This is a genomic window from Promicromonospora sp. MEB111 (assembly GCF_030209445.1).
In the GTDB taxonomy this organism is placed as follows: Bacteria; Actinomycetota; Actinomycetes; order Actinomycetales; family Cellulomonadaceae; genus Promicromonospora.
In genome coordinates, this window is the sequence record NZ_JARVSD010000008.1 from 472,227 (window position 1) to 489,724 (window position 17,498).

The 17,498-nt window shown below is 73.1% G+C and carries 18 protein-coding genes and 1 pseudogene; 11 read left to right on the plus strand and 8 right to left on the minus strand.

Annotated features, from left to right (window positions below):
• The first annotated feature begins 105 nt into the window (after nucleotides 1-105).
• Complete coding sequence (locus QRN56_RS10995; RefSeq protein ID WP_285103105.1) at nucleotides 106-966, plus strand: alpha/beta fold hydrolase; 861 nt, start codon at nucleotides 106-108, stop codon at nucleotides 964-966.
• Nucleotides 967-1,032: 66 nt separating this feature from the next.
• On the opposite strand, the gene QRN56_RS11000 is transcribed toward QRN56_RS10995, so the two are convergent.
• The gene (locus QRN56_RS11000) at nucleotides 1,033-4,878 is read right to left on the minus strand and encodes a phosphodiester glycosidase family protein (RefSeq protein WP_285103107.1); all 3,846 of its coding nucleotides are present in this window, start codon (nucleotides 4,876-4,878) and stop codon (nucleotides 1,033-1,035) included.
• Between the two features lie 197 nt (nucleotides 4,879-5,075).
• Nucleotides 5,076-6,488 carry an MFS transporter gene (locus QRN56_RS11005; protein WP_285103109.1) on the minus strand — a complete coding sequence of 471 codons (1,413 nt, stop codon included), beginning with the start codon at nucleotides 6,486-6,488 and terminating at the stop codon, nucleotides 5,076-5,078.
• Nucleotides 6,489-6,559: 71 nt separating this feature from the next.
• Between QRN56_RS11005 and QRN56_RS11010 the strand changes: the two genes are divergently transcribed.
• Complete coding sequence (locus QRN56_RS11010; RefSeq protein WP_285103111.1) at nucleotides 6,560-7,015, plus strand: winged helix-turn-helix transcriptional regulator; 456 nt, start codon at nucleotides 6,560-6,562, stop codon at nucleotides 7,013-7,015.
• A gap of 18 nt (nucleotides 7,016-7,033) precedes the next feature.
• Here QRN56_RS11010 and QRN56_RS11015 read toward each other — a convergent pair whose 3' ends face one another.
• Together QRN56_RS11015 and QRN56_RS11020 are read right to left on the minus strand one after the other, a co-directional pair.
• Nucleotides 7,034-7,762, minus strand: coding sequence for an aminotransferase class IV (locus tag QRN56_RS11015; protein WP_285103113.1), 729 nt, complete (start codon nucleotides 7,760-7,762; stop codon nucleotides 7,034-7,036).
• Nucleotides 7,763-7,782: 20 nt separating this feature from the next.
• The gene (locus tag QRN56_RS11020; protein WP_285103115.1) at nucleotides 7,783-8,643 is read right to left on the minus strand and encodes an alpha/beta hydrolase; all 861 of its coding nucleotides are present in this window, start codon (nucleotides 8,641-8,643) and stop codon (nucleotides 7,783-7,785) included.
• A 144-nt stretch (nucleotides 8,644-8,787) separates the two neighbouring features.
• Between QRN56_RS11020 and QRN56_RS11025 the strand changes: the two genes are divergently transcribed.
• From QRN56_RS11025 to QRN56_RS11050, 6 genes are all read left to right on the plus strand, one after another.
• Entirely contained in the window at nucleotides 8,788-9,399 is a 612-nt protein-coding gene (locus QRN56_RS11025) for a TetR/AcrR family transcriptional regulator (RefSeq protein WP_285103117.1), read from the plus strand.
• A 104-nt stretch (nucleotides 9,400-9,503) separates the two neighbouring features.
• Complete coding sequence (locus tag QRN56_RS11030) at nucleotides 9,504-10,148, plus strand: hypothetical protein (RefSeq protein WP_285103118.1); 645 nt, start codon at nucleotides 9,504-9,506, stop codon at nucleotides 10,146-10,148.
• 85 nt (nucleotides 10,149-10,233) lie between these two features.
• The gene (locus tag QRN56_RS11035) at nucleotides 10,234-10,851 is read left to right on the plus strand and encodes a copper resistance CopC family protein (RefSeq protein WP_285103120.1); all 618 of its coding nucleotides are present in this window, start codon (nucleotides 10,234-10,236) and stop codon (nucleotides 10,849-10,851) included.
• Nucleotides 10,852-10,877: 26 nt separating this feature from the next.
• Nucleotides 10,878-11,489, plus strand: a complete 612-nt coding sequence (locus tag QRN56_RS11040) for a copper chaperone PCu(A)C (protein ID WP_285103122.1) — start codon at nucleotides 10,878-10,880, stop codon at nucleotides 11,487-11,489.
• Nucleotides 11,489-12,712, plus strand: coding sequence for a Dyp-type peroxidase (locus tag QRN56_RS11045; RefSeq protein ID WP_285103124.1), 1,224 nt, complete (start codon nucleotides 11,489-11,491; stop codon nucleotides 12,710-12,712). Before QRN56_RS11040 ends, QRN56_RS11045 begins: the two co-directional genes overlap by 1 nt.
• A 13-nt stretch (nucleotides 12,713-12,725) precedes the next feature.
• Entirely contained in the window at nucleotides 12,726-14,183 is a 1,458-nt protein-coding gene (locus tag QRN56_RS11050; protein ID WP_285103126.1) for a PepSY-associated TM helix domain-containing protein, read from the plus strand.
• Here the strand turns inward: QRN56_RS11050 and QRN56_RS11055 are convergent.
• A complete protein-coding gene (locus QRN56_RS11055; RefSeq protein ID WP_285103128.1) occupies nucleotides 14,167-14,379 on the minus strand; it encodes a heavy-metal-associated domain-containing protein in 213 nt (70 codons plus the stop codon). The two genes, QRN56_RS11050 and QRN56_RS11055, sit on opposite strands and share 17 nt — an antisense overlap.
• 119 nt (nucleotides 14,380-14,498) lie before the next feature.
• Here QRN56_RS11055 and QRN56_RS11060 point away from each other — a divergent pair, with 119 nt between their 5' ends.
• A complete protein-coding gene (locus QRN56_RS11060) occupies nucleotides 14,499-15,170 on the plus strand; it encodes a DUF5134 domain-containing protein (RefSeq protein WP_285103130.1) in 672 nt (223 codons plus the stop codon).
• 72 nt (nucleotides 15,171-15,242) lie between these two features.
• On the opposite strand, the gene QRN56_RS11065 is transcribed toward QRN56_RS11060, so the two are convergent.
• Together QRN56_RS11065 and QRN56_RS11070 are read right to left on the minus strand one after the other, a co-directional pair.
• Nucleotides 15,243-15,635 (minus strand): BlaI/MecI/CopY family transcriptional regulator, encoded by a 393-nt coding sequence (locus QRN56_RS11065; protein WP_285103132.1) that lies wholly within the window; start codon nucleotides 15,633-15,635, stop codon nucleotides 15,243-15,245.
• 102 nt (nucleotides 15,636-15,737) lie between these two features.
• Nucleotides 15,738-15,959, minus strand: a complete 222-nt coding sequence (locus QRN56_RS11070) for a hypothetical protein (protein ID WP_285103134.1) — start codon at nucleotides 15,957-15,959, stop codon at nucleotides 15,738-15,740.
• Nucleotides 15,960-16,192: 233 nt separating this feature from the next.
• On the opposite strand from QRN56_RS11070, the gene QRN56_RS11075 reads away from it, so the two are divergent.
• Both QRN56_RS11075 and QRN56_RS11080 read left to right on the plus strand, forming a co-directional pair.
• Entirely contained in the window at nucleotides 16,193-16,582 is a 390-nt protein-coding gene (locus QRN56_RS11075) for a VOC family protein (protein ID WP_285103135.1), read from the plus strand.
• A 52-nt stretch (nucleotides 16,583-16,634) separates the two neighbouring features.
• Nucleotides 16,635-17,039 (plus strand): pilus assembly protein CpaE, encoded by a 405-nt coding sequence (locus QRN56_RS11080; RefSeq protein ID WP_285103137.1) that lies wholly within the window; start codon nucleotides 16,635-16,637, stop codon nucleotides 17,037-17,039.
• 244 nt (nucleotides 17,040-17,283) lie between these two features.
• Here QRN56_RS11080 and QRN56_RS11085 read toward each other — a convergent pair.
• A pseudogene (locus tag QRN56_RS11085) lies at nucleotides 17,284-17,498 on the minus strand (hypothetical protein); the annotation flags it as partial.

A 17,498-nucleotide genomic window follows, 5' to 3' on the forward strand; every position in this document is an offset into this window, starting at 1 on the left:
CCACGGTATGGCCGACGGCGAGGGACTACGTGGTTCACGTGGTCCATATCACCCGGCTTGCTGCGGATGATCTTTGGTGTCCGTACCACGACAGGAGACATACCGATGACCAGGAGACGCTTCACCCGCCCCACTGCACTGGTCGCAGCGCTCGCCACGGCGCTGCTCGCACTCTCCACCATGTCCGGCGCGACGGCGCCGGCCGGCACCCACGGCTCGTCCGGCGGGCATCCGGGAGGCCATCCCGGCGGAGGTGACAAGCCCACGATCGTGCTCGTGCACGGCGCGTTCGCCGACTCCAGCGGCTGGGCGGGGGTGACCGAACGGCTGACCGACCGCGGCTACCCGGTCCTGGCCTTCTCCAACCCGCTGCGCGGACCGATCTCCGACAGCGAGTACCTGCGCCTGTTCCTCGACACGATCGAGGGGCCGATCGTGCTGGTGGGCCACTCCTACGGCGGCGCGGTCATCACCAACGCAGCGACCGGCGACCCCGACGTCGAGGCCCTGGTCTACGTGGCGGGCTTCGCGCTCGCCGAGGGTGAGACCGTCGCCGACGCCAACGCACTGGGCGGTGCCGAGCCGCCCGAGGTGATCGACCACCTCGTGCTGCGCCCCTACCCGGGCGCGCCGGAGAACGACGCGGACGCGTACATCGACCCCGTCTGGTTCCCGCGGCTCTTCGCCCAGGACCTGCCGCGCGACACCGCGGAGTTCATGGCCGTGAGCCAGCGCCCGGCCACGCTCAGCTCGCTGGTCATCCCGTCGGGCCCGCCCGCCTGGGAGGACATCCCGAGCTGGTACATCGTGGCCAAGAACGACCGCATCATCCCGCCCGAGGCGGAACGGGCGATGGCCGAGCGCGCCGGCTCCACGACGACCGAGCTCCGCAGCGGGCACGCCGCCATGGTGAGCCAGCCGGGCGCCGTCACCAAGGTCATCCTCGACGCGGCCCGCAACAGCTGACGTCCTGTCCGCCGCCTGGGTGCTGGTTCCCAGGCGGCGGGCAGGCGCTCTCCTTCGCGGAACCGGTCAGGGGCGGGCCGGGCCGTCGTCCGTCCGGGCCCAGGTGAGCGTGGTGCTGATGCCGGTCAGCGGCACCGTCACGGTGCGCTCCACACCGTTCGTCGTCAGCTCGAGGTCCGCGGTCGACGTCACACCCGCGCGCACCGGGTCGAACCGCACCCACACCTCGCAGGTCCGGCCGGGAGCGAGGGTCCGGTCGTCGCAGCGGTCGTGATCGACGCTGAACGGGCTGTGCCGCTCGTCGTCCTCGACGTCCACCGCACGGATCCGTACGGGCGCCGTGCCGGTGCTCGTGATCGTCACCTTCTGCACCTGGCCGCGCGTGCCCACGGGCTGCGCCGTGAACACCGGTGCCTCGACCGTGATGCGTGGCCCGGCGTTCGCGGCCGGGACCACCTCGATCGTCTCCGACGTGGTGACCGGTGCGAGCGACGCGTCGCCGTCGTAGGGCCGCATCGCGTCGTTGGTGACCGAGACGGTCACCTCGCCGCGGCGCAGCGCCGTCAGGATCCGGGTCTCCGGGTCGAGGACCGCCACTTTGCCGGCCCGCCGGGCCGCCTCGACCGCGCGCTCGCCGGAGCCGATCGCGAGGCTCCGCGACCCGCTCCAGTGCACCGACATCGGGTAGCGCAGCGGCACCACCCGGGTGCCCTCCGCGACGCCGTTCGGCTGGACGATGCTGCCGCTGAGCTGCGCCGTCGTGCCCACCTCGAGCGTCTCGGGCGCCGTCAGCGCGACCGACTGCGCGAACGCGCGGACGTCGGCCTCGACCCACTGCTCGTCCGCCTCGCCGCGCGGGTCCACCGACCAGCTCACCCAGCCCGTGAAGCCGCCCCGGTCCGGGGTGCCGTACGGGCTCTTGCCCGACGACGGAAGCACCACATACGGCACGCCCTCCTCGCGGTGCACGTCCACGATCTGGGCGTGCGAGCCCACCATGACGGCGCCCTTGTCCGTGCGCTCCCGGAAGCCGGTGAGCATGCTCTGGACCAGGGCCACCTCGTTGCCGTCACCGAGCTGGCTGGCGGCGGTGTCGCCCGGGTCGGCCACCGGGTGGTGGGCGAAGACGACGACGTTGTCCACCGACCGGTCGCGTTCGGCGTCCGCCAGTGCCTTCTGCAGCATCGGGAGCTGGTCCCAGGCCGTGCCGCGCAGCGTGCCGTACGAGCTGGCGAGCAGCACGAACCGCGTGCCCTTGTGGTCGAAGGTCCGGTACGGCTGCCCGAACTCGGCGACGAACGGGTCGAGGGTGGCCTGCGTGTTGTTCAGGCCGTACGACTCGTGGTTGCCCGGCACGTAGTAGCACGGCACGGTGCCGGTACGCGGGTCGGGCGTGCTGCTCGGCGCCGGCTCCTCGCCGACCGCGACCAGGTCGCAGCCCGCGTCCTCCAGGACCTGGCGGGCCAGGGCGACGTCCTGCGGCAGGCCGCGGTCCGTGATGTCGCCGTTGAGCACCACGAGGTCAGGCCTCGTGGCGCGGATCGTGTGCAGGGCCGTGGTGGCGACCTGGGTCAGGTCGGTGTTGTCGGCCGTGAACTGGACGTCCGAGAGCGTGGCGAAGCTCCACGCGTCCTGCCCGTCGAGTCCTTCGCCGTCGGCGGAGATCAGCGGGTCCGCCTCCAGGTCGGGGCGCGGCGGCAGCTCGATCGACGTCGGGACGTCGGCCTCGATGCGGTCCAGCACGAACGTGCCCGGCTTCTGCTGGGCCGCGTTGGTGTTGATGCCCTGCCAGCCCGTGATCGAGATCGGGTAGGCCGTGGTGGCGGGCAGGGTGAACGTGGCCTGCTGCCAGTCGTCGGACGGCGTCAGGCCCGTGCCGTAGACGCCGCCGCTCTTGCCGGTCGCGTCGACGTACGCGATGTAGGTGAGGCCGCTCGGCACGGAGATGCTCGACCTGAGCCGTACTCGCAGGCGCAGCGGCTGGCCGGGCACCGGCACGCGCACGGATGCGGACGCCGCGGAGACGCCGACGTTGCGCATGCCCTCGAAGTCGACCCGCAGGCCGTCCGGGTCCGCGGAGAACGTCGTGGCCCGCGTGCTGTTGTTGCGCCAGCGGGCGAGCACGTCGTCGTCGAAGTCGTAGACCGTGACGTTCTGTACGCCGATCGTGATCGAGAGCTGCACCTCCTGGCCCGCGACGGAGATCGTGAGGATCGTCGCCGCGTCCTTGAGCGGGGTGATCCGCAGGCCGCCGGCAGCCGGCTCGACCTGGACCACGTCGTGGTCGTAGTCGAGCTCCAGGTCGCCGGCCTCGATCGGGGCGGTGAAGCCCTGGGCGTCGCGTCCGGTCACCCCGACCGTGACAGCCGACGACGTCGCCTCCGCGATCGACAGCCGCTCGGTCGACAGCTCGAGGTCGTCCAGGGCGCCGAGCACCCGGACGTCCGCGCTGTCGCGCTCGCGGCCGGACCGGGCGGTCACGATGATCTCGCCGCGGGCCGTGACGGGGGCCTGGAGACGCCCGTCGGTCACCGACGCACCGCGCGCGTCCCAGCGCACGTCGTCGGCGTCGACCTCGACCGGTGTCTCGTGGTCGTCGGTGCCCTTGGCCACCAGGGTGCGGTGCAGGCCGGGGAAGACCCGCAGGTCGCCGTCCGCGCCGGCCGCGCCGGGGGCGGGGGAGACCAGGAGGTCGTGCAACCGGCCGTCACCCGGGGCGACGAAGACGCCCACGCCGTTCGGGTCGTTGCGCTCGTGCCCGTCCGAGGGCACGTTCCGCAGGGTCGCGTCCTGGTCGCCCAGCGCCCGCGCGACCAGGGTGGTCGAGCCGCCGCCGTCCAGGTTCACCGCGGTCTCGACGCCCAGCCGCACCAGGTCGCGTGCGGTCTTGTCGATGCCGACGCCGCCCTTGCCGGTGCCGCCCGGGCCGTCCCAGGTCGCCAGGACGAGCGTGCGGCCGCCGTCCTTGAACCCGAGCGCGGTCCGCGGCGCGACCGACGTCTGCAGGCCTTCGACCACCTTGCCGTCGCGCACGATCGTGCCGCCGTGGCCGAGCGCGAACTCCAGGTCGCGGGTGGCGTCGTCGGCCAGCCCGTAGCGCAGGGACACCGGGTCGCCCGGCCGCAGCGCCCGCAGGGCGTCGGCCGCGCCGTCCCGCCCCACCAGGGAGAACGCACCCTCGGGGAGCGTGCCCGAGCCCGCGGGGCCGGTCTGCGCGACCGACACCACGACGTCGTCCTGCACGATCACCTCGGCGACCCGGTCCGCCGGGACGCCCGTGAACCCGCGGTTACGGCTGTACTCGCCCCACACCGGGGTATACGCGACCATGCCGTTCGCAGGCACGCCGCCACCGTTCGCGGCGTTCACCGACAGCACGTCGTGCGCGGCGCCCGCCAGGTCGGCGCTCGCGTCGACGGCGAGGTCGACGAGCTGCGCGATCCCGTCGCTGCTCACACCGACGTGCTCGCGCCCGCCGATGTCCGCGGACTTGCGCAGCACACCGTCCTGCACCTCGCCACCGAGCGCGGCGTTGCTGTTGCCGATGTCGAAGAACTCGCCGTTGACACCCGCGACGGCCCCGGCCCGGTTGGCGGCGGTGCTCAGCGGGCCGGCCGACGCGACCGGGCCGGCGGTCAGCAGGTCGGTGCTGACGGCATCCTCGGAGAGGTCGACGGTGAGGAACCGCGCGTCGTACCAGCCGCCCTCGTCCACCGCCTTCAGGTGCCGCAGGCTGATGCCGGGGCCGATGTCCTCGACGGTGTCGGTCAGGGCGAGCTCGTCCGCCGGGTTGCCGGACGCCGAGGTGACGGAGGCATGGGCGACGGATGGCAGCGCTGTCAGAAGGGTGGCCGCGGCGACAGCCGCGGCCAGAGGGCTGGACCACCGGCGATTCGGGGTCGTTGTACGCATGGGGGTTCCTCGTGTGCGGAGGGGAGGCGGGCGCGGTTCGCACCCCGTCGCGCCGTCGTCCGACGGCGGCGCACGCACACGATCGATCCCGCCGGCCACGGGCGGGTGAACGGGCTCGGGCAGCTGGGTGAACTTGTCAGGGAATCACCCGTTCCGGGCGCTCGTGTGGCGGTATGAGCGCCCGGAAGCGAGTGCCGTCAGCGTGCCCGGACGGCGTCCCGGCGGCTGCGGGACCAGGTGGCGATCCCGAGGGCCAGCGCCAGGACCGCTGCGACCGCGGGGACCAGCAGGGCGCGCTGGTAGTCGACCGCCCCCGCGGCCGTGGCGTGGCCGTCCACCAGCACGATCGTGGCGGCCGTGACGCCCAGCGCGGCGCCGAACTGGAACGCCGTGTAGACGACGCCGCCGGCCACGCCGTGCTCCGACTCGGCCAGACCCGCCGTCGCCGCGGCGGTCAGCGGGCCGTACACCAGGGCGAACATGACCGCGACCAGCAGCAGGGACGGCAGCAGGTCGAGATAGCCCCACGTCCCGTCGAGGCGCAGGGCCAGGACGAACGCCGCCGCACCGGCCAGCAGGCCCGCCACCAGCACCGGGACGTTCCCGAACCGCTGGACCAGCCGGTGCGTGAGCAGCGGCGCGATGATCATGTCGGCGCCCATGACGGCGAACACCAGCCCCGTCGCGACGGGCGACCACCCGCGGTACTCCTGCAGGTACAGCGTGATCAGGAACTGGAACGCGAAGAACGCGCCGATCACCAGCAGCCCCGCGAGGCTCGCGCGCAGCAGGAGGCCCTCGCGCAGCACGGCGAGGCGCAGCAGCGGGTCGGCCGCCCGGCGCTCGATCAGCACGAACGCGCCGGCCAGCACCGCCGCTGCCACGAACGACGCGACCCCGGCGACGACGTCGCCGCCCTCACCCAGCGCGACGACGCCGTAGATGAGGGCGACCATCGCGGCCGTGAGCGTGATCGCGCCGCCCACGTCGAACCCGCCGCGCGGCCCCTCGGCGGGCTCGTCCGGCCGGATGAGCAGCCGCCCGGCGACCCAGAGCGCGGCGCCCACGATCACCGGCGCGAAGAACACCCAGCGCCACCCCGCGTCGGTGAGGAACCCGCCCGCCACGACGCCGAGCGTGAACCCGCCCGCGCCGATGGCCCCGTAGATCGCCAGCGCCCGGTCGCGCAGCGGGCCCTCGGGGTAGCTGGTGGTCAGCAGGCTGAAGCCCGCCGGCGTCATGAACCCCGCGGTGGCCCCGGTGACGAACCGGGCGACGACCAGCACCCAGGCGTCGTCGGCCAGGCCGCCCAGCCCGGAGAACACGACGAACACCGCGAGGGCGACCAGGAAGGTGCGGCGCCGGCCCACGAGGTCGGCCGTGCGGCCGCCGAGGATCATGAACCCGCCGTAGGCCAGCACGTAGGCGCTGATCACCCAGTGCGCGTCGGCGGTCGCCAGGCCGATGTCCGCGGCGATGGCCGGCACGGCGACGTTGAGCATCGCGATGTCGATGCCCTCCAGGAAGAGCGCGCCGCAGACGACGGCGAGCACTCCCCAGCCCGTCCGCGTCGCGGTGGTCGGTCGTGCGACCGCACTCGTGTCCGTCACAGAGATCTCCTCGCTCAGGTCCGGCATGGTTACCACTTGTAACCATGACGATCGTTGGGCACGATCGACGGATGGCACAAGAAGGCACTTCGACGTCACCGGGTTCCCTCGAGGTAACCGCCGCGGAGCTGGCGGAGTGCCGGGCGGACCGCGACCCGTTCCAGTGGGACGTGCGTGAGGACTGCCAGGTGCGGCAGATCCTGGACCGCATCGCGGACAAGTGGTCCCTGCTGGTCATCGCGCTGCTGGACGAGAAGAAGCTCCGGTTCGGCGAGCTGGGCCGCGAGATCGACGGCATCAGCAAGCGCATGCTCACCGTCACGTTGCGCAACCTCGAGCGCGACGGCCTGGTGAGCCGCACGGTCTACCCCGAGGTCCCGCCGCGCGTGGAGTACGAGCTCACCGCCCTGGGCCGCACCCTGCTCGCGACGACGCAGGCGCTGGTGTCCTGGACGGAGGAGCACCAGGACCAGATCGCCCAGGCCCGCGAGGCGTTCGAGGCGGCCAACGGCGGCGTCACCGTCTGAAGAGGTCCGGCGGGCCGGTCAGATCCGGTCCCACGGGACCGCGGCCAGGCGGTCGACGACGGCGGTCAGGAGCGGGCCGGCGTCGGGCAGCGGGACGTCGTCGATCGAGGCGACGGCGACCACCCCGATGGAGTTGACGAGGAACGCACCCGCGAAGCCGGCGGCGTCGGCGAGCGGGACGAGCCTGCGGGACGACGGCGTCGTGGCCTCGACCAGGCGCATGGCGGTGCCGTGGAGCCAGGGTGCCTCCGGCCAGACGACGGCGCCGTCCGGCTCCAGGAAGCCGATGTTGGCGATCGACGACTCGGCGACGGCGCCGTCGGGCGTGGTGAGCAGGGCGTCGTCGTACCCGTCGAGGCCGACGCGGCGGGCCCACTCGATCTGGGCGAAGCCGCCCAGGTGCTTGAGGTGGGCGAACGGCCGCAGGTAGGGGACCGACCGCAGTCGCTGCGGCGTGGCGGGCGGATGGTGGGGCTCGGCCACCGTGACCACGACGTGCTCGGCGTGGCGCAGGACGACGCGCACCGAGGCGTCGGGCGTGCCGTCCAGCGCGTGCCGCACCAGGTCGCGGACCCGCTCCGCCTCCAGCGGCCGGCCGAAGAGCTCACGGTGCGCGTCGTCGAGCCGGGTCAGGTGGTGGGTCAGGCCCTGGACCCCGCCGTCGCGCACCTGCATGGCCGTGAAGTGGCCGTAGGTGCTGAACAGGTCGCTGGGCGCCGCGGGGCGGCCGTCGGTCTCGATGCGCACCCTCGGACCCTAGCCCGCCGTCATGCGGTGACGGCGGCGTGGGACGTGGCCCAGGTGAGGGCCTGGTCCGCGATCTCCTCCCAGCCGGGCTGGGAGACGAGCCGGTGCGTGCGGCCGGCGTACTCCTTGTACTCGACCACGGCGGGGCTGTCCGTGGCGGCGTACTTGGCCACGATCGCCTTGCCGATGGCCGGCGGGACCACGTTGTCGATGCCGCCGGTGATCACCAGGAGCGGCGCGCGGTCGGCGCGGGCGTAGTCGACGTGGGTCACGCCGTTCTTCTCGTTCATGGTGGAGGCCACGCCCTCGAAGAGGACCCGGTTGTAGGACGGGACGGCGAGCTGCTCCCAGAGCGCGTCCGACTCGGCGCGGGAGAGGTCGTTGCCGAAGGTGAAGTGGAAGTGCCCCTTCGAGATCGGCTTGACGCCGTTGCGGTTGAACGGGTTGGACAGGATCGGCAGGCCCGTGCGGAACGTCGAGGCCGGCAGTGTGGAGATCCCGGCCGTCTGCCCGGGGGCGACGCCGACGTAGGCGGCGCCGAGTCCGCGGTCGGCCAGCATCTGGGTGATGACGCCGCCGAACGAGTGGCCCATGATGATCGGCTTCACCGGCAGGGCGCGGATGATGCGCTCGTAGTGGTCGGTGATCTCCTTGAGGCCGATGCCGCGCAGGGGCGCGGGGTTGGTGCGGATGTCCTGCACGCTGCGGTCGTCGATGCCGGGCCAGCCCGGGACGATCACCTCGTGGCCCGCGGCGCGGAACCGCTCTGCCCAGGTGTCCCAGCTCGCGGGGGTCATCCAGAGGCCGTGGATCAGGACGATCGGGAGCTTCTCCGGGGTGGTGCCGGCGGCGCTGCTGGTGGTGTCGGGGGTGGCGTTCATGGCGGGCTCCTCAGGTTCGGTGGGCCGGGCTCCCGGTCCGTCGGCAGGAAGAACGATCGTTCTTTCTCTGTTATTCCAGAAAGGTACGCCCGCACCCGGCCGGCGTCAATGCCCAAGGAGAAAGATCGTTCTATGCTGACTGACATGGCACCCAGATCCACTGCCTCCCGCGCCCCGCGCAAGACCGCCGAAGGAGGCTCCGAGGCGCGCGAACGCCTGCTGCGCACCGCGTCCGAGCTGTTCTACGCCGAGGGCATCCACGTGGTCGGCGTCGACCGCATCGTCGCCGCTGCCGGCGTCACGCGGGCCACGTTCTACCGGCACTTCCCGAGCAAGGAGGACCTGGTCGAGGCCTACCTCGGCGTGGAGGACGCGAACCTGCGCGCCGCGCTCGACGGCGCCGCCTCGGCGACCGACGACCCGGTCGAGCTCGTGGGCCTGCTCATCGAGGGCATCGCCGAGGACGTCGCCCGCCACCACACCCGCGGCTGCCCCTTCATCAACGCCGCCGCGGAGTACCCCGATGCCGACAGCGGGGTGCGGCGCGCCGTCGACACGCACCGCGCCTGGTTCCGGGGCGCGCTCGAACAGGTGCTCACCGCCGCCGGCGTCGACGACGCCGTGACGCGCGCCGGGCAGCTCGTGCTGCTGCGCGACGCCGCGCTGGTCGGCGGCTATCTCGACGGCTGGGACAACGTGCGCGTGGCGTTCGTCAGCGCCGCCCGCCAGGCGGCGGGGCTGGACCCGGCGGCGTAGGGCGACGCGCCGGTCCGGCAAGCCACATACCGGACTTCCCTGTGCCGAGCGTTGACCCATATCCTGGCGTCCGTCGTACGACCGTCACGAGGGGGAACGGCCTGATGAACGCACCCGACGCAGGACGGGGGACCGCGCGCGGAGTGCGCGGCGTCCTCGCGGCGTCGGCGGCGACCCTCGTGGCCCTCGCCTCGCACCTCGCCGGCGGCGGGGACGTCCCGGGCTGGCTCGGGATCCTCGTGCCCTGGGTGCTCTCGCTCCCCGTCTGCACGGCCCTGGTCGCCCGGCGGCTCACGCTGCCGCGGCTCTCGGTCTCGGTCGCGGCGAGCCAGCTCCTGTTCCACCTGCTCTTCCAGCTCGGCACCCCGGTCGGCACGCTCCAGGCCGTCGCCGACCCGCACGGGGCCCATGGCGGGCACGGGGACATGGCGCCGCTCGCGACGTCGGGCGCGCCGGTCCAGACGGCGCTGCTGCACGGCGGGCCGTCGATGTGGCTCTGGCACGGGATCGCCGCGGCGGTCACCGTCGTGGTGCTGCACCGCGGGGAGCTGCTGCTGCGGCGCCTGCGCGAGCTGGGCAGCCGGATGGCGGCCTGGCTGCTGCGCGCGTGGGTCGTCCTCGACCGCCCGATCTCCTTCGTGGCGCCCGCCCGCTCCGGCGTGCCCGCCGAGACCTTCCGCCCGCTCCACCCGGGTCCCCAGCTCTCACCCCTCCTGCGGAGGGGACCTCCCGCACCGCACGCGGTCTGAGCCCTGCCCCACGGGCGCACGTGTGCCCGTGGGCTGTTCCGTGCGTGCCGACGTCGATCCATGACGTCCGAGGAGAGGTCTCTTCATGCCCCGAACCCGTCCGCTCGTGGCCGGGCTGGCGGTGGCCGTCGTCGCACTGTGCGCGACCGCGGCCCCGGCGTCCGCCCACGACAAGCTGGTCTCCAGTGATCCGGCGTCCGACCAGGTGCTCCAGGAGGCGCCCGCCGAGGTGTCCCTGACGTTCTCGGCCGACGTCCTGGACATGGGCGCCGCCGTGGTCGTCACCGACGGCGACACCGACTGGGTGTCCGCCGCGCCCGCGATCGACGGGCCCACCGTCACGGCTGTCCTGGATCCCGGGCTGCCGGACGGCGGCTACGAGATCCGCTGGCGGGTCGTGTCCTCCGACGGGCACCCCATCACGGGGATCGTCCCGTTCGCCGTCGGCGACGGCGAGGAGGCGGGGGCGGGACCCGCCGCCGGGGCTGCCGGGGACGACGCCTCGGGTGCCGGTACGCAGGGCAGCACGCAGGACCAGACCGCACGACAGGACGAGGGGCCCTGGCGGGTCGTCCTCGTCGGTGCGGGCGGGGCCGCCGTCGCGGCGGCCCTGTTCGCGCTGGTCCACGTTCTCCGCCGCCGCAGGGATGCGGCCGGCCCCGACGACTCCGGGAACACCCCGGACCCGTCGGGAACGAAGTGAGAGGTACTGCTGTGCACAACCGAACGATGAACAACCGCCCGACCGGCCGCCGGGGCAGGTCCACGACCGCCGGGCTCGGCGTCGTCCTCACCGCGCTGGCCCTGGCGGGCTGCGCCACCGCGGACGCCGCGGACGACGACGGCGGCTCCGCCGCGCGCGCCGCGCAGGGCGTGACCCTGAGCGACGCGTGGGTCAAGGCCGCCGACTCCGGGATGTCCGCCGCGTTCGGCGGGCTGACCAACTCCGGCGCGCAGGACGTCACGGTCGTCTCGGCGACCACCGAGGCCTCCTCGATGCTGGAGCTCCACGAGACGGTGGAGAACGAGACGGGCGAGCTGGTCATGCGGGAGATCGACGGCGGGTTCGTCATCCCCGCCGGGGACACGCTGACGCTCGAGCCGGGCGGCAGCCACATCATGCTCATGGACCTCACCGACCCGCTGGAGGCGGGCGACGAGGTCACGTTCACGCTCACCTTCTCCGACGACTCGACCTACGAGTTCACGGCGCCCGTCAAGGACTACTCCGGGGCGAACGAGAACTACGTGGGCGGGGACACCGGGGCGGACGCGGGCGACATGGACATGGGATCCGGCACGGACACGGACGACGCCGGCCACACGGGTACGGACGGCTGATGACCGCGCCTGACCACGGTGCGCGCGCCGCGCGGTCGGGGTCGACCCGGCGGCAGTTCCTCCTCGGGGGAGCTGTCGCCGGCGTCGGCGCGGCCGCCGCGATCGGCGCCGACACCGCGCTGAACGCCTCGGCGGACCAGCCGCCGTCGGCGCCGCTGAACGGCGACCTGACCGTCCCCTTCCACGGGGCGCACCAGGCGGGGATCGACACCGCCGCCCAGGCGCACGGGCTCTTCGTCGCGCTCGACCTCCACGACGGTACGGACCGGGCGGACCTGACCCGGATGATGCGCATCCTCACCGACGACGCCGCCCGCCTCACCCAGGGTGTCCCGGCGCTCGCGGACTCCGAGCCGGAGCTGGCCGCCGCCCCCGCCCGGCTCACGGTGACGTTCGGCTTCGGGCCGCGGTTCGTCGAGCGGGCGCGGGGCACCGGCCCGGACTGGCTGCGGCCGCTCCCGTCGTTCTCGATCGACCGGCTGGTGCCCGAGCTCGGCGACGGCGACCTGCTGCTCCAGATCGCGGCGGACGACCCGCTGACCGTCGCCCACGCGTCCCGCATGCTGCTCAAGGACACCCGCAGCTTCGCGTCCGTGCGCTGGACCCAGCAGGGGTTCCGGCGCGCGCACGGCACCGTCGCGCCGGGTACGACCATGCGAAACCTCTTCGGCCAGGTCGACGGCACGACCAACCCGGCCCCGGGCACTCCGGACTTCGACCGCGTGGTCTGGGCGGGAGAGGGGTGGCTCGCCGGCGGCACCGGCATGGTGGTGCGCCGCATCCGCATGGACCTCGACACGTGGGACGAGCTCGACCGGGGCGGCCGCGAGCAGTCGGTCGGCAGGTACCTGGCCGTCGGCGCGCCGCTGACCGGCACGGACGAGTTCGACGAACCCGACTTCGCGGCCACCACCGCGATCGGGTTCCCCGTGATCCCGGAGTTCTCGCACCTGCGCCGCGCGCGCAGCGAGAACCCGGACGAGCGCATCTTCCGCAGGGCCTACAACTACGACGACGGCGGTGCGGGGGCGCAGGTCTCCGACGCCGGCCTGATCTTCGTCTCGTTCCAGGCGGACGTCGACCGACAGTTCGTCCCCCTCCAGCGCCGCCTGGACCAGCTCGACCTGCTCAACCAATGGACCGTGCCCATCGGCTCGGCCGTCTTCGCCACCCCACCCGGGTGCGGCGAGGGCGGATTCATCGGCGAATCCCTCCTCACCTGAAAGCAGGCCCCACATGACCGACACGATGACCGGCTCGGCCTCCGACGTCCCCACGGCCGACCCGTCACCACCCCGCCCCGGCCGTACGCCCTGGTTCGGCCCGCTGCTGCGGCGGCTGCACTTCTACGCGGGCCTCCTCGTGGGCCCGTTCATCCTGGTCGCCGCGACCAGCGGCGCCCTCTACGCGCTCGCGCCCGCCCTGGAGCAGGTGGTCTACGACCAGGAGCTGCACGCCCCGGTCGCCGACACGGCCCTGAGCCTGGGCGACCAGGTCGAGGTCGCCCAGGGCCAGGTCGGCGCCGACGCCGTGCTCACCGCCGTCCGCCCCGCACCCGAACCCGGCGACACCACCCGCGTGATGTTCGGCGAGGACGGCCTGGGCCCCAGCGAGTCCCGGGCGATCTTCGTCGACCCCGCGACCGGCGAGGTGCGCGGCGACCTGACCGTCTACGGCTCCAGCGGAGCGCTCCCGCTGCGGACCTGGATCTCCAACCTGCACCGCAGCCTGCACCTCGGCGATCCCGGCCGGCTGTACAGCGAGCTGGCCGCGTCCTGGCTCGGCATCGTCGTGGTGGCGGGGCTGATCCTGTGGATCAACCGGCTGCGCGCGTCCCGGCGGGCCGCCGGCGTCGCCCGGCCGAAGCGCCGGCAGACCGGGTACCGGCGCCTCCTGTCCTGGCACACCGCCGTGGGCGCCGTGGTGGTGCTGGGCGCGCTCTTCCTGTCCGTCACCGGGATCACCTGGTCCCAGTACGGCGGCGCCAACGTCGGCGAGCTGCGCAGCGCCCTCGGCTGGACCACGCCCGCCCTGGACACGCAGCTGACCGGCGGCGCACCCGCCGAGGCGGACGAGCACGCCGGGCACGGCGGCGGCACCCCCGGGGCGGCCGGCGCGGTGGACCCCGCGACGTTCGACGCCGTGCTCGCGGTCGCCCAGGGCATCAACGTCAACACCGACGAGGTGGAGATCAAGCCGCCGGCCGAGGCCGGCACCGCGTGGACCGTGCAGGAGAACAAGAGCGACGTACCCACCGAGGCCGACTCCGTGGCGGTCGACGGGACCACGCTGCAGGTGGTCCACCGGACCGACTTCGTGAGCTTCCCGCTGCCCGCCAAGCTCACCACGTGGGGCATCGACCTGCACATGGGTCTCCTGCTCGGCACGGTCAACCAGGTCCTGCTGTTCGTGCTCGCGCTCGGCATCGGCTCGATGGTGGTGCTCGGCTACCTGATGTGGTGGAGGCGGCGGCCCACGCGCGAGCCGCGCGGGCTGGGCGGCCCGCCCCCGCGGCGCGCGGTGCTCCAGGACACGCCGTGGTGGGGGCTCGCGGCGGTCGCCGCGGTGGCGATCACGGTGGGGACGTTCCTGCCGCTGGTCGGGTACACCCTCGTGGCGTTCGTCCTGGTGGACGTCGTCGTCGGGCTGGTCCAGGCACGGCGTGACCGGACGGAGGTCAGCGCCACGCCCTGACCTCGAACCCGGCGTCGGTGACCGCCGTCTCGACGCGGGTGCGGTCGACGGGCGAGAGGGTCCGGAACGTGACCAGGCCCGACGTCGCGTCGATCCGCACCCGCCAGACGCCGGGCACCGCGGACAGCTCGGTGAAGAGGGCGCGGCGGCAGTGCTCGCAGGTTCCGGTGTTCACGTACAGCTCGGTCGTGCGCACCGGAACCACCCCGCTCCACGTCCGCCCCTGGTCCCCAGAACCGTACAACATCTCTACATCATGTGGTACTGTCGGCGGCGGTTCGGCCGCTTCAACTTCTCGGGACGCGGGGGGCGCCAGTGACGTCGGACCCAGCCGTGCAGTGGGCGGCGACAGTCATCTTCGGCACCCTGAGCGCCTGGTCGCTCTGGCGCCTGACCACGACCCGCCGGCTCCTCGTCGCGGCGAGCCACCTGTTCCACCTGGGCATGAGCCTCGCGATGGTGGTCATGGTCTGGCCGTGTTGGGTCCGCCTGCCGGCACTGCCCCAGGTCGCCTTCTTCGCCGTGGGCGCCGCCTGCTTCGCGGCCGCCGCGGGCTGGTACGGCATCGACGCCCTGAGTCGTCCGGCAGGCAGCCGCGGCCCGACGCCGGACAGGCGGCGGGCGGGCCATCACGAGAGCGCCCGGTGCCAGGCGACGCACGCCGTGATGATGCTCGCGATGGTGTGGGCGCTCGCGGTGATGACCCGGCACGGCGGACCTGCCGTCGGTCATGCGGCCGAGCACGCGGCCGTGCACGGGGCCGTGCCCGCGCCGCTGGACGCCCTGACGGCTGCCGGTGGTGCGGTGCTCGTCGTGCTGCTCGTGGTCGGGGGCGCGCTGTTCCTTGTCGCGGCGGTCCGGCACACACGTTCGGGTGGAGCCGCGCGCGACCGTGCCGGGCTCGACCACGCCGGCCTCGACCTGATGGCGGGCGGCCTGATGAGCTTCGGCACGGCCGCGATGTGCGGACTCATGCTCGCCGGCTGACCGAACCTGCACCCCGGGGGCCGAGTCGGACCTGGAGGTCGGCCCTGACCCCGCGAGCTCGGCTGGGCGAGGTCAGCCCGCGCGGCGGCGTCCGGCAGGCTGCTTGGGGCGCAGCGCCCGCTGCAGCATCTCGGCGTCCCGGGCGGTCAGGTGGTCGGCGAACCGGAGCAGGGCCTCCTCGCGGTCGCCGGTGCCCTCCAGCACCGAGAGCATCGCGGCACCGGCGCGCTCGCCGTCGGACCGGGTGGGCCGGAAGCGGACCTTGCGGGGGGAGGCCGCGATGCGGACCACCTCGCCCTTCTTCTCCAGGCGGTCGAGCACCGTCAGGAGCGTGGTGTAGGCCGGGACGTGCTCGTCCCCGAACCTCTCCTGGATCGCTCGTGCCCCGATCGCGTCCTCGTGGTCCCAGAGGATGCGCATGACCTCCGCCTCGAGCTGTCCGCGTGCGCGAGTCCTGCCTGACATAGTGCCCTCCTGCCAGGACCATACTGCAAAGGTGGCCGCCCACCGGTGAGTGGACAGCCACCTTTGCCGCCGTCCGGAATACCGGACGGAACGCCCTTGCCGTCAGGCCGGCTGGAGCGCCGCCGCGTCGAGCGCGCCGCTGCGGGCCTGCTCCACCAGGTCCGCGAGCTGGTCGTGGCTCATCTGGATGCGCTGGCCGAAGTCGTCGGTGATCACGATCTGCTTCAGGGGCTCGGCGGTCGGGTCGACGAACAGTTCCGGGCAGCCGCAGTCGCACTTGCCGCAGAACGTCGCCACGTGAAGTAGCTGAGAGTTCTCGCTCATCGCTGTCTCCTCTGGATGGAACGGACGGGACTCGGGCGCGTGCTGGATGCCCTCTACGAGGGTCGCCCTATCTCTACAACACGTCAAGATCTGGGTGTGGTAGCCCGCGCCGTGGAGCGCTCCGGGCACCCGGACGCGCGTAGCCTGCTCGTCGCCGCGACCGCGCCGGCCGCCGCCGCCGCTGGAGCGTTCACCGACCCGCAGCACCGCGTACCGACACACCAAGGAGAGTCATGACAAGCAGGTTCACCGAGCTGGTCGTCGATGCCCACGACCCGGAGCGGCTCGCCTCCTTCTGGTGCGAGGTCTTGGGCTTCGCCGTGATCGACCGGTCCGGGGGCAAGGTCGAGATCGGCTCCTGGGAGCCGACGGTCGAGGACGTCCGGGCCCGGCAGATGGCGCCCACGCTGGTGTTCGTCCCGGTGCCCGAGAACAAGATCGTGAAGAACCGGCTGCACCTCGACGTCAGCCCGATCGACGGCAGCACCGAGGACGAGGTGGCCCGGCTGGTCGGGCTGGGTGCCACCACAGAGGACGTCGGTCAGGGCGCCGACGCGACGTGGCAGGTCATGGCGGACCCCGAGGGCAACGAGTTCTGCGTCCTGCGGACGCTGGCGCCGTAGAGACCTGGTGCGCATCGGACATGCCGTGGGTGAACGGCGTCAGAATGGTTCGATGATCTCCACCGAGCTGGCCACGAAGCTGCAGGACGCGGGCCTGATCTGGACGCCGGTCGACGGCGACCAGTTCCGGGTCCAGGCGCCCGACCTCGCGAGCGACGTCTTCACAGTGAGCACGATGACGATCGAGGCGCACGAGTACCCGACGGGCACGATCCTGGGGTTCAACGGCACCACCGAGTGGGCGCTGGACTCGGTCGCGATCGAGGATGCCCTCTGGCTGCCGCGCGAGGACCAGCTCCGCGTGCTGCTGCGCTCGGCCTTCCACACGCTGCGCCGTACCGGCGACGGCTTCGAGGTGGAGGTCCAGCTCCTCGGCGAGACCCGGCTGTTCGCCGACCCGGAGCCGGCGGAGGCCTACGGGCTGGCGCTGCTGGCGCTCATCGAGCTCAGCCGCTGAGCTTGATCCGGCGCTTCCCGGCGCCCATCTGTTCACGATGAACAGCGGTGCGTCCGGATCGCACGCGTCCGGGAGGGACCGTGCGGTCGTGAGAGCCGGGCGTGACGATTGGTGCGCGACGTCGTCGGTGGAGGGGCCGGCTCAGCGGAGCAGCCGACGGCGAGCACGAGGCGCGCCACGGCGAGCGGCCTGGCAAACGGGAACCGGGTCGAGCACCCTAGGTGGTTGATGACGTCAGTGGTCGTCAGGCGGGGTGGGTCCAGGAGAGGTCGGGGTGCCGGTGCCGGGCTGGTATTCGGCCTCGTGTCCGGTTGGGTGGCCGGTGTAGTGGTTGGCGGGCCGGGCGGGGCTGCGGTGGTGGTGGGCTGGGTCGGTAGGCGATCGCGCCGTGGGCGGGAGTGGTCTGGCAGCCGATCTGGTAGCGGCTGCGTGGGGTGTGGCCGGGTGCGGGGCCGGTCA